We start from the raw sequence: 11,493 nt of genomic DNA on the forward strand, positions 1-11,493 counted from the left end.
CAGGCCCCCGCCCTGCCCGATCATGTGTGGCGGTTTCCGCGACGGATGAGCGCTTCCCATGGTCAGCAACACCCTGCCCGACGGCCTGTTCCTGGCCTGGGCCGCGATTTTCGGCATCGGCATGCTGGGGGCGATGTCGCCCGGGCCCAATCTGATCATCACCATGCGCACCACGCTGACCCGCGGCCGCGCCCACGGTTTTGCGGTCGCAACCGGCCTCGCCTGCGGCAATGCCGTGCACGCGACCTTCGGCCTCGTCGGCATCACGGTGCTGATCGCGAGCACGCCCTGGGCCTATGACGTGCTGCGCTGGGCGGGGGCCGCCTTCCTGATCTGGATCGGCGCCAAGGCCCTGTTCTCGCGTCACTCGCCGATCGTGGCCGCGGGCATGGCAGCCGAGACCGCGGTCGAGCCGCGCAGCTACCGCGCCTCGATGATGGCCGGGCTCGCCACCAATCTGCTCAACCCCAAGGTCTCGATCTTCTTTCTGGCGCTGTTCACCCAGATCATCGACCCGGCAACGCCCGAGCCGGTGAAGATCCTCTATGGCGCGACCATGGTTGCGGTGGAACTTCTGTGGTTCGGCAGCGTCGCCTGCTTCATCGGCAGCCCCGGCATCCGCCGCCGCCTGCTCAGGGTCGGCCCCTGGATCGACCGCCTGACGGGCGGGGCACTGATGGCGCTGGGGCTGCGGCTGGCGCTGCTGCGCAGCGTCTGAGCCGGGCTACTGTACCAGTCCGGCCAGCATGCCCGACCGGATCAGCTGGTCGATGCCATAGGTGACGGCAATGGCGACCAGGCTGGTGGCGCCCGCCTTGATCCACATGCGCGGATTGCGCGGTGCGCCCGATGCCTCGGCGTGCTCATCCTTCCGGTCATGGCGCACGCCGATCGGCAGGACCATGAAGAACAACAGCCACCAGACGATGACATAGACCAGGGCGGCGGTGAACCAGCTCTGCATCGGGCGAGGGCTCCCGTATGTGCAAGGACCATGATGCACGACGCCCGCCGGACGCATCGGACCGGCGGGCGTCGCACAAAACCCGGATCTGACCGGACGACCGCTCAGACCTGCTCCAGCTCGACCAGCGTGCCGTTGGTGTCCTTGGGGTGCAGGAACAGGATCGGCTTGTCATGGGCGCCGATCTTCGGCTCGCCATCGCCCAGAACCCGCATGCCGTCGGCCTTCAGCTTGTCGCGCGCGGTATAGATGTCCTCGACCTCGTAGCACACATGGTGCACGCCGCCGGACGGGTTGCGCTCCAGGAACTTGGCCACCGGGCTGTCCTCGCCCAGCGGATGCAGCAGTTCGATCGCGGTGTTGTCGAGACGCACGAAGACGGTGGTCACGCCATGGGCCGGCTGATCCTTGGCGGCCGAAACGGTGGCGCCGAAAGTGTTCCGGTACAGGTTCGCCGCCGCCTCGATATCGGGGACGACGATGGCCACGTGGTTGAGGCGTCCGATCATCGGCTCTGTGTCTCCTCACGATGGGGCCGGAACCGCTTGCCGGCACCCGTTCTTGCTATTGATTGCACCCGGTATTCGCCCGCCCCCGGCTGCGGATATCGAGGGGGCGGACGGAAGGCCGTTGTTGCGTTGCGTCCTGTCCGGCCGCAACGCAACATAATGACCTAGATTCGCACGACATGCACGTCGATCAAGGGCTTCTTGCCACGACGGGTCCTGAGCCGGCGACGCAGGGCCAGTCGGGCGACCTCGTGGATGCGCTCGTCCTTCAGCACCTCGTCGTCATCCAGCCCGTCGATCGCCTCGGCCAGATCCTCGACCAGATCGGCGGCCAGGCTGTCCTCGTCGTCATCGGGGTCGGAGACACCCGGCAGCGCCACCCGCGGATCCGCCTTCAACTCGCCATACTGGTCGACGACCACGGTGGCGAAGGCGGCCCCTTCGTAGAGCATGCGCTTGCGGGCGCGGATCACCTCGCCATCGGCGGGCAACACCTCGGTGCCGTCGGCGATCAGATAGCCGCTGGCGATCTTCGCGATCCGCCCCGGCGTCCCCGGTGCCAGGCGAACCAGCGCACCGTTTTCCACCGTCACCGCCTCGGGCACCTGCAGGCTGCGGGCCAGCGCGACATGCTCGATCAGATGGCGGGGTTCGCCATGCACCGGCACGGCGATGCGCGGCTTCACCCAGCGATACATCCGGGCCAGCTCGTCGCGGCCGCCATGGCCCGAGACATGGATGTCGGCGTCACGCTCTGTGATCACCTCGGCGCCCTGACGGGCCAGCTGGTTCAGCAGCCGGCCGATCTTGCGCTCATTGCCGGGGATCTGGCGCGAGGACAGCAGAACGGTGTCGCCCTCGCGCAGATCCGCCGCCGGATGCTCGCCCCGGGCGATGCGGGCAAGCGCCGCATTGGGTTCCCCCTGGCAACCCGTCACCAGATAGAGCAGACGCTCGGCCGGCAGCCGGTCGGCCTCGCGATCGCTGGCAAGAAGATCGGCGATATCCAGATAGCCGGTCTCGGTCGCCGCCCGGATCATCCGGTCGAGGCCGCGGCCCAGAACCACCACCTTGCGCCCGGCATCCGCCGCGGCCTTCACCACCGTCTCGACCCGGGCGATGTTGGACGCGAAGGTGGCCACGAAGACCTGCCCCTTGCGGCCCTTGACCAGATCGCCCAGCTTGGCGCGCACATCGGCTTCCGACCCCGCATCCGCTTCGCGGAATACATTGGTCGAATCGCAGACCATGGCGAGGACGCCTTCCTCGCCGATCTCGCGCAGCCGGTCTTCGTCGGTCACGTCGCCGACCAGCGGTTCGGGATCGATCTTCCAGTCGCCGGTATGCATCACCGTGCCGAAAGGCGTGCGGATCGCGATCGCATTCGGCTCGGGGATCGAATGGGTCAGCGACACGAATTCCATGTCGAACGGCCCCAGTTGCAGGCGGCCGCCGAGCGGAATTTCGGTGATGTCGAGTTCGCGCTCCGAAACGCCGGATTCCTTCAGCTTCGCGCGCACCACGGCGGCGGCAAAAGGCGTGGCGTAGATCGGCAGCCGCAGCCGCCGCCAGAGATAGGGAACCGCGCCCAGATGGTCCTCGTGGGCGTGGGTCAGCACGATTGCCGCGATCGCGTCGCGCCGGGCTTCGAGGAATGCGATGTCGGGCAGGACGACATCGACGCCGGGCAGCCGGTCATCGGCAAAGCCCAGGCCGAAATCGACCACAACCCAACTGCCGCGGCAGCCATAGAGATTGAGATTCATCCCGATCTCATTGGCCCCGCCCAGCGGCAGAAACAGCAATTCCTCGCCCGGCTCGATCCTCACGGTCGGGGGTAGCGCGTCATCCTTCTGTCGTGTCATGCCTTCTCGGAAATGTTGAGCCGGTGGATCTCCAGCAGGCCGACCAGGGTGATATCCGGGTCGGCATGCTGGATCGCATCGGTCGCGTTGAAGAAGATGGGGGCGAGTCCGCCGGTGGCGATCACCGTCATCGGCTTGCCGTATTCATCGACGATCCGGCGTACCAGACCTTCGATCAGCCCGACATACCCCCAGAAGACGCCGGCCTGCATTGCCGGCACGGTATCCTTGCCGATGACCTTCTCCGTGCGTTCCACGGCGATTCTCGGCAGTTTCGCGGCGGCGCGGTGCAGCGCCTCCAGTGACAGGTTGATGCCCGGTGCGATCACGCCACCCTGATAGGAGCCGTCGGCGCCGACCACATCGAAGGTGGTCGCGGTGCCGAAGTCGATCACGATCAGGTCGCCGCCATAGATCTTGTGGGCGGCGATGGCGTTCACCAGGCGGTCGGCGCCCACTTCACGCGGGCGGTCCATATCGATCCGAAGCCCGAGATTGACCTCGGGGTCGCCGATCATCATCGGCTCGGAGCGAAAATACTTCAGGCACAGCTGCCGAAGCGAAAACTTGGTCTGCGGCACCACCGACGAGATGATCACCGCATGGACGTCGTCGACGGTCAGCCCCTCGAGCGCGAACAGCTGCAGCAGCCAGACGGCGTATTCATCCGCCGTGCGCCGGCCGTCGGTGCTCGCCCGCCATTGCCCGCGCCAGCCATCGCCGTCATGAACCGCAAACACCGTATTGGTGTTGCCGACATCGATGGTGAGCAGCATGGGCGTGTTCCTTCCCGTCTCATCTCGTTCATGCGCCGCCCGTTACCGGCGGTTTCGCGAACACCACCTCGCCGGCCGCCAGCCGGCGGACACTGCCATCCGGCTGTGCGAGCAGCAGCGATCCGTCGTCATCCATGCCGTCGAACCGACCGGTCACCGGCGTTGCGCCATAGCGCACGGTCGCGGTCTGTCCGATGCCATAGGCTGCCGCCAGCCAGTCTTCCCGGATGGCCGCCAGCCCGCCCCGCATCCAGGCCGAACGGCGGTTGAGGAAGGCAGGGCCGAACGCCTCGACCAGATCCCGAACCATGAGATGGTGTGCGCCGGGCTGTTCCGCCAGCACGATCGGCGGAAACACCCCATCGGTCGGCCCCGGATGCACCCGGACATTGGCGCCGATCCCTGCGATCACATAGAGACCGCGGGCATCCTCGCCACTCTCCAGCAGCGTCCCGCTCAGCTTGCCGACGCCCCCCTCGCCCGCCAGCAGCAGGTCGTTGGGCCATTTCACCGCCGGACGGACGGTGGCCTCCGCCGGCAGGATCGCCCGAACCGCATCGGCCATCGCCAGGCCCGAGACGAGAGAAAACTGCGCCGCAAGTCCGATCGGGACCTGCGGGCGCAGCAGAAGGCTCATATACAGATTGCCGACCGGCGACAGCCATTGGCGGCCCTGGCGACCACGCCCCGAGGTCTGGCGGGACGCGATGACCAGGGTGCCGTCGGGTGCACCGGCCTCGGCCAGGCGGCGCGCTTCGAGGTTGGTGCTTTCCACCTCCTCCAGCGCCACCACCGTAAAGGCCGGCGGCAGCTCCGGCGCGCCGTCCGCGACCGCGGTCACGGCATCAGCGCCGCAGCGGCCTGCCCGGCATAGTCGAGCAGCAGGCCCGGCCAGATGAAGTACAGCATCGTGAAGGCGAAGCTGACCCCCAGCGTCACGGTCAGGCCCGGGCTGACGCCACGGTCCAGCGCCTCGGCCGGCTCGTCGAAATACATCACCTTGACGACGCGCAGATAGTAGAAGGCGCTGACCACGCTCGACGCCACGCCAACCACCGCCAGAACGATGAACCCGGCATCGACCGCGGCGCGGAAGACGAACAGCTTACCGATGAAGCCCGCCAGCGGCGGAATGCCTGCCAGCGAGAACATCATCGCCCCCATCACGAAGGCGAGCACGGGCCGCGAACGCGACAGGCCGGCGAGATCCGAGATCTCTTCGACCATCCGGCCCTGGCGGCGCATGACCAGCACGATCGAGAAGGTGCCGAGCGTCATGAACAGGTAGATCGCCATATAGGCCGCGACGCCGCGGAAGCCGTCCGCCGTGCCGGCGGTGAGGCCGACCAGGGCATAGCCGACATGGCCGATCGAGCTGTAGGCGAGCAGGCGCTTGACGTTGGTCTGGCCGATGGCGGCGAAGGCCGCCAGAACCATCGAGGCGACCGAGATGAACCAGGTGATCTGCTGCCAGCTGTGGACGAGGCCACCGAAGGGCTCGGCCAGCACACGGATCAGCAGGCCCATCGCCGCGATCTTTGGCGCCATGGCGAAGAAGGCCGACACGCTGGTCGGCGCGCCTTCATAGACGTCGGGCGTCCACATGTGGAACGGCACCGCCGAGATCTTGAAGGCCAGGCCGACCAGGATGAAGACCAGACCGACCAGAACGCCGAGCGAGGGCTGGCCCTGCAGGCTCTGCGCAAGCGCCTCGAAGCTGGTCGAGCCGGCGAAGCCGTAGACCAGGCTGCAACCGTAGAGCAGCATGCCCGAGGACAGCGCGCCCAGGACGAAATACTTCAGGCCCGCCTCGGTCGACCGCACGCTGTCGCGCTTGAAGGCGGCGAGCACGTAGAGCGCCAGGCTCTGCAGCTCCAGGCCCATATAGAGCGCGATCAGGTCGTTCGACGAGATCATCATCATCATGCCGACCGTGGCGAGCACGATCAGCAGCGGATATTCGAAGCGCACCACGCCTTCGCGGGCGAGGTAGTCGCGGGCCATGACGAGAGAGAACATCGACGCGATCAGCACCAGCACCTTCATGAAGGCGCCGAAGCTGTCGGTCACGAACATGCCGTTGAAGGTCACGACCCGCCCCTCGGGGCCGGTCACGATCAGAACGGCGGCGATTGCGAAGCCGATGCCGGCCAGCCAGGACAGCAGGCCGGTGGCCTTGTCCTTACCCGCAAAGACGCCGACGACGACAAGGGCAAGGGCCAGCGCTGCGAGCCAGAGCTCGGGCAGCGCCGGGGCGAGATCGGGAAGAGGATAGGACGTCATCTTGTGCCTCGATGCCTCTCGTCAGCGCTGCGCGAGCTGGTTCACGGTGTCGAGCACCATGGCGGCCTTCTCGACCTGAACCTGGGTCAGCAGGTTGGCGACCGAGGCGCGGATCGGCTCGAGGAAGGTCTCGGGATAGATGCCCATCCAGAGGGTGAGCACCACCAGCGGCGCGAAGGCCAGGACCTCACGACGGTTCATGTCGAGGATGCCCTTCAGATCCTCGCGGACCAGCTCGCCGAACACCACCCGACGGTAGAGCCACAGCATGTAGCAGGCGCCCAGGATCACGCCGGTTGCGGCGATGAAGGCGACCCAGGTATTGGCCTGGAAGGCGCCGACCAGCACCAGGAACTCGCCCACGAAGCCCGAGGTGCCGGGCAGGCCGATCGAGGCCATGGTGAAGAACAGGAAGATCAGCGCGTAACCGGGCATCCGGTTCACCAGGCCGCCATAGCGGTCGATGTCGCGGGTGTGCATGCGGTCGTAGACAACGCCCACGCAGAGGAACAGCGCACCGGACACAAGCCCGTGGCTGAGCATCTGAATGATCGAGCCTTCGATGCCCTGGGTGTTGAAGGTGTAGATGCCGATGGTCACGAAGCCCATATGGGCGACCGAGCTGTAGGCGATCAGCTTCTTCATGTCGCCCTGCACCAGGGCCACGAGCGAGGTGTAGACCACCGCCACCATCGACAGGCCGAAGATCAGCGGCGCGAAGTACTGGCTCGCATCCGGCAGCATCGGCAGGCTGAAGCGCAGGAAGCCGTAGCCGCCGACCTTCAGCAGGATGCCCGCCAGCAGAACCGAACCGGCCGTCGGCGCCTCGACATGGGCGTCGGGCAGCCAGGTGTGCACCGGCCACATCGGCATCTTCACCGCGAACGAGGCGAACATCGCCAGCCACAGGAAGATCTGCGCCTCGCGGCCGAAGGGGGTGGCCATCAGCGTCGGGATGTCGGTGGTACCGGCCTGGAAGTACATGTAGAGCAGCGCCACCAGCATCAGCACCGAGCCGAGCATGGTGTAGAGGAAGAACTTGAAGGACGCGTAGATCCGCCGCTTGCCGCCCCAGATGCCGATGATCAGGAACAGCGGGATCAGCATCGCCTCGAAGAAGAAGTAGAAGAGGACGAAGTCGAGCGCCACGAAGGAGCCGATGATCAGCGTTTCCATGGCCAGGAACGCGATCATGTATTCCTTCACCCGCTTGGTGATCGATTCCCAGCTCGCCAGCACGCAGATCGGGATCAGCAGGGTGGTGAGCAGGACGAACCAGAGCGAGATGCCGTCGATGCCGAGATGGTAGTCGATCCCGTAGCCCGGGAACCACTCCGCCTTCTCGACGAACTGGAAGGCAGCGGTCGAGCTGTCGAAGCCCGTCCACAGCAGCAGGGAGATCAGGAAGGTGATGACGCTCGTCCACAGCGCGACGCTGCGGGCGTTGCGGGCCACGGTCGCCTCGTCACCACGGATCAGCAGGATGAACCCCGCGCCGATCAGCGGCAGGAAGACGACCGTTGAGAGAAGCGGCCAATCCGTCATCACCAGCCGGCCTCCAGACCGAAGAAGAAGTAGGACACGATCAGCGCGAGACCGATGAGCATGGCAAAGGCGTAGTGGTAGACGTAGCCGGACTGCATGCGGCCGGCACGCCGTGCCAGATCGACCGACACCGCGGCGATGCCGTCGGGGCCGAGGCCGTCGATGATCTTGCGATCACCGGCCTGCCAGAGCACACGACCGATCCAGAGCGACGGACGCACGAAGATCGCATCGTAGAGCTCGTCGAAATACCACTTGTTGAGCAGGAACTTGTGCAGACCCGAGAAGTCGCGGGCGATCTTGCCCGGCAGGTCGGGACGGCGGATGTAGAGGAACCAGGCCAGCGCGATGCCGCCCACGCTCATCACCAGCGGCAGCAGCTTCACCCAGCCGGGCACATGATGCGCCTCTTCCAGGATGTTGTGCTCACCCAGCATGGTGATGGCACCGTTCCAGAAGTGCAGCTCCGGATCCACCATCGGCAGGCCGATATAGCCGGCGACGATCGCGCCCACCGCCAGCGGGAACAACGGCGCGGTCATGACCAGCGGGCTTTCATGGACGTGATCCATGGTGTGCTTGTCGGCACGCGGCTTGCCATGGAAGGTCATGAACAGCAGGCGCCAGCTGTAGAAGGCGGTCATGAACGCCGCGGCGATGCCGAGCCAGAAGGCATAGGCGCCGACGCCGGTATGGGCTGCATAGGCGGTCTCGAGGATCATGTCCTTCGAGAAGAAGCCGGCGAAGGGCGGCAGACCGGCAAGCGCCAGAGAGCCGATCCACATGAAGGTGTAGGTGACCGGGATGAGCTTCCAGATGCCGCCCATCTTGCGCATGTCCTGTTCATCGGACATCGCGTGGATGACCGAGCCGGCCCCCAGGAAGAGCAGCGCCTTGAAGAAGGCATGGGTCATCAGGTGGAAGATCGCCGCCGGATAGGCACCGACACCCGCCGCGAAGAACATGTAGCCGAGCTGCGAGCAGGTCGAATAGGCGATGACCCGCTTGATGTCGGTCTGGGTGAGGCCGACGGTCGCCGCGAAGAAGGCGGTCGAGGCGCCGATCACCGTGATCATGTCGCTGGTGAAGCTGGTGAGTTCGAAGACCGGCGACAGGCGCGCGACCATGAACACGCCCGCGGTCACCATGGTGGCGGCATGGATGAGGGCCGAGACCGGGGTCGGGCCTTCCATCGCATCCGGCAGCCAGGTGTGCAGGCCGAGCTGCGCCGACTTGCCCATCGCGCCGATGAACAGCAGCACCGCGATGACTTCGATCGTCGGCAGGGTCATGCCGAGGAAGTCGATATTGGTGCCGGCCACCGTGCCGAGATCGGCGAAGATCGCATCGAAGCCGACCGAGCCGGTCACGAAGAACAGCGCGAAGATGCCGAGCGAGAAGCCGAAGTCGCCGACGCGGTTGACCACGAAGGCCTTCATCGCCGCCTTGTTCGCCGAGGGCCGCTTGTACCAGAAGCCGATCAGCAGATACGAGGCCAGACCGACGCCTTCCCAGCCGAAGAACATCTGGACCAGGTTGTCGGCGGTCACCAGCGTCAGCATCGCAAAGGTGAACAGCGACAGATAGGCCATGAAGCGCGGCTTGTGGGGATCATGGCTCATATACCCGATCGAGTAGATATGAACCATGAACGAGACGCCGTTGACCACGATCAGCATGACGGCGGTCAGCGAGTCGATCCGGAGCGCCCAGGAGAAGGCGAGTTCGCCCGACCGGATCCAGGTGAAGAGGTTGACGGTGGTCGCGTTGCCGCCCACGGCGACATCGAAGAAGGCGACGACGGAGAGCAGCGCGGCCAGGCCGACGGCGCCGGTGGTCACGAGCTGCGACCCCCGATCGCCGATCACACGGCCGAAGAAGCCGGCGACGATCGCCGCCGCGAGCGGAAGCAGGATCAGTGCGACGTACATCGCGGCCTCAGCCCTTCATCAGGTTGATGTCCTCGACCTCGATCGAGCCGCGGTTACGGAAGTAGACCACGAGCACGGCGAGGCCGATCGCTGCTTCGGCCGCAGCGACGGTAAGGACGAACATCGCGAAAACCTGCCCCACCAGATCCTGGAGCTGGGTCGAGAAAGCGACGAAGTTGATGTTGACCGCAAGCAGCATCAGTTCGATCGACATCAGGATCGTGATGACGTTCTTGCGGTTCAGGAAGATCCCGAAGATCCCGAGGGTGAACAGGATCGCGGCCAGGACCAGATAATGCTCGACGCCGATGCTCATCAGATGCCCTTACCCGTTGGGACCTTCTTGATCTCGACCGACTCCTCGATCGTCCGCGCACTCTGCTTGGCAGGGTCCTGACGGACGACGCCGGGACGGGTGCGCAGGGTCAGGACGATCGCACCGATCATCGCAACCAGCAGCACGAGGCCGGCAGCCTGGAAGAGATAGACGTACTTGGTGTAGACGAGCTGCCCCAGCGCCTCGACGTTCGAGACGCCCTCGGGCACGCCGACCGGTGCGGCAAAGAGCGGCTGGGCCGTATCGGACAGGCCGTAGCTGCCGCCGATGAGCACCAGTTCCGCCGCCAGCACCAGCCCGATCAGCGCGCCGACCGGCAGATATCGCTGAAAGCCTTCGCGGAGCTGGACGAAGTTGATGTCCAGCATCATCACCACGAAGAGGAAGAGCACCGCCACGGCGCCGACATAGACGACGACCAGGATCATCGCCAGGAATTCGGCACCCAGCAGCACGAACAGGCCGGCCGAGTTGAAGAAGGCCAGAATGAGGAACAACACCGAGTGAACCGGGTTTCGGGCGGTGATCACCATCACGCCCGATGCCACCGTCACCGCGGCGAAGAGGTAGAAGGCCAGCGCCTGAAGAACCATTCTCCGCCCTCGTCCGATCTCGTTTCTTGTCGCATGGCACCCGCTGCGGCGGCGGGTCCCTTCAAACCGTCCGCCGGCCCCTCATCGGGGCCGGCGATCTCTTACCGTCAACGGTAGGGGGCAACGTCGGCCAGGTTGGCCGCGATCTCCCGTTCCCACCGGTCGCCGTTCGCGAGGAGCCTGGCCTTGTCGTAGAACAGTTCCTCGCGCGTCTCGGTCGCGAACTCGAAGTTCGGACCTTCGACGATTGCATCCACCGGGCACGCCTCCTGGCAGAAGCCGCAATAGATGCACTTGGTCATGTCGATGTCGTAGCGGGTCGTGCGCCGGCTGCCGTCGGCGCGGGGTTCCGCCTCGATCGTGATCGCCAGAGCCGGGCAGATCGCCTCGCACAGCTTGCACGCGATGCAGCGCTCTTCGCCGTTGGGATACCGGCGCAGCGCATGTTCGCCGCGGAAGCGGGGGCTGATCGGGCCCTTCTCATAGGGGTAGTTCAGCGTCACCTTCGGCTTGAAGAAGTAGCGCAACGTCAGCGCCATGCCCTTCACGATCTCGGTGAGCAGGAATGCGCGTGCGGTCTGGCCGATGGATGCCATCTCAACCTCTCCTCCCCCGTCCGGGACGGTCCGGCATGGGCCGGCCCGGATGGCGGGCTTACCTTACTCCGGGAAGCGCGCTTGGCAAGCACGC

At 65.7% G+C, this 11,493-nt stretch carries 12 protein-coding genes; 1 reads left to right on the forward strand and 11 read right to left on the reverse strand.

Going from position 1 to position 11,493, the window contains the following annotated elements; genetic code table 11:
• Positions 1–58 precede the first annotated feature (58 nt).
• Positions 59–718 carry a LysE family translocator gene (locus WI697_RS15545; protein WP_345959073.1) on the forward strand — a complete coding sequence of 220 codons (660 nt, stop codon included), beginning with the start codon at positions 59–61 and terminating at the stop codon, positions 716–718.
• 6 nt (positions 719–724) lie between these two features.
• Here WI697_RS15545 and WI697_RS15550 read toward each other — a convergent pair whose 3' ends face one another.
• The 11 genes from WI697_RS15550 to nuoI form a co-directional block, all read right to left on the reverse strand.
• Entirely contained in the window at positions 725–964 is a 240-nt protein-coding gene (locus WI697_RS15550; RefSeq protein ID WP_014745476.1) for a DUF1467 family protein, read from the reverse strand.
• Between the two features lie 104 nt (positions 965–1,068).
• Positions 1,069–1,473, reverse strand: coding sequence for a methylmalonyl-CoA epimerase (gene mce, locus WI697_RS15555; RefSeq protein ID WP_062761409.1), 405 nt, complete (start codon positions 1,471–1,473; stop codon positions 1,069–1,071).
• A gap of 164 nt (positions 1,474–1,637) precedes the next feature.
• Positions 1,638–3,338: a ribonuclease J gene (locus WI697_RS15560; RefSeq protein WP_345959074.1), complete on the reverse strand. Its 1,701-nt coding sequence runs from the start codon at positions 3,336–3,338 to the stop codon at positions 1,638–1,640.
• Positions 3,335–4,114 carry a type III pantothenate kinase gene (locus WI697_RS15565; protein WP_014745479.1) on the reverse strand — a complete coding sequence of 260 codons (780 nt, stop codon included), beginning with the start codon at positions 4,112–4,114 and terminating at the stop codon, positions 3,335–3,337. The genes WI697_RS15560 and WI697_RS15565 overlap by 4 nt, the downstream gene beginning before the upstream one ends.
• Positions 4,115–4,142: 28 nt before the next feature.
• Complete coding sequence (locus WI697_RS15570) at positions 4,143–4,955, reverse strand: biotin--[acetyl-CoA-carboxylase] ligase (RefSeq protein WP_345959075.1); 813 nt, start codon at positions 4,953–4,955, stop codon at positions 4,143–4,145.
• Positions 4,952–6,397 (reverse strand): NADH-quinone oxidoreductase subunit NuoN, encoded by a 1,446-nt coding sequence (gene nuoN / locus WI697_RS15575; protein ID WP_345959076.1) that lies wholly within the window; start codon positions 6,395–6,397, stop codon positions 4,952–4,954. Before nuoN ends, WI697_RS15570 begins: the two co-directional genes overlap by 4 nt.
• A gap of 21 nt (positions 6,398–6,418) precedes the next feature.
• Complete coding sequence (locus WI697_RS15580) at positions 6,419–7,942, reverse strand: NADH-quinone oxidoreductase subunit M (protein ID WP_014745482.1); 1,524 nt, start codon at positions 7,940–7,942, stop codon at positions 6,419–6,421.
• Positions 7,942–9,873 (reverse strand): NADH-quinone oxidoreductase subunit L, encoded by a 1,932-nt coding sequence (gene nuoL, locus WI697_RS15585; protein ID WP_345959077.1) that lies wholly within the window; start codon positions 9,871–9,873, stop codon positions 7,942–7,944. Before nuoL ends, WI697_RS15580 begins: the two co-directional genes overlap by 1 nt.
• Positions 9,874–9,880: 7 nt before the next feature.
• Positions 9,881–10,189, reverse strand: coding sequence for an NADH-quinone oxidoreductase subunit NuoK (nuoK, locus tag WI697_RS15590; RefSeq protein WP_014745484.1), 309 nt, complete (start codon positions 10,187–10,189; stop codon positions 9,881–9,883).
• Positions 10,189–10,803: an NADH-quinone oxidoreductase subunit J gene (locus WI697_RS15595; protein ID WP_296718173.1), complete on the reverse strand. Its 615-nt coding sequence runs from the start codon at positions 10,801–10,803 to the stop codon at positions 10,189–10,191. Before WI697_RS15595 ends, nuoK begins: the two co-directional genes overlap by 1 nt.
• A gap of 107 nt (positions 10,804–10,910) precedes the next feature.
• Entirely contained in the window at positions 10,911–11,399 is a 489-nt protein-coding gene (nuoI, locus tag WI697_RS15600) for an NADH-quinone oxidoreductase subunit NuoI (protein WP_062761416.1), read from the reverse strand.
• Positions 11,400–11,493: the final 94 nt, after the last annotated feature.

Origin of the sequence: Tistrella mobilis (genome assembly GCF_039634785.1) — a bacterium.
GTDB classification, from domain to species: Bacteria; Pseudomonadota; Alphaproteobacteria; order Tistrellales; family Tistrellaceae; genus Tistrella; species Tistrella mobilis.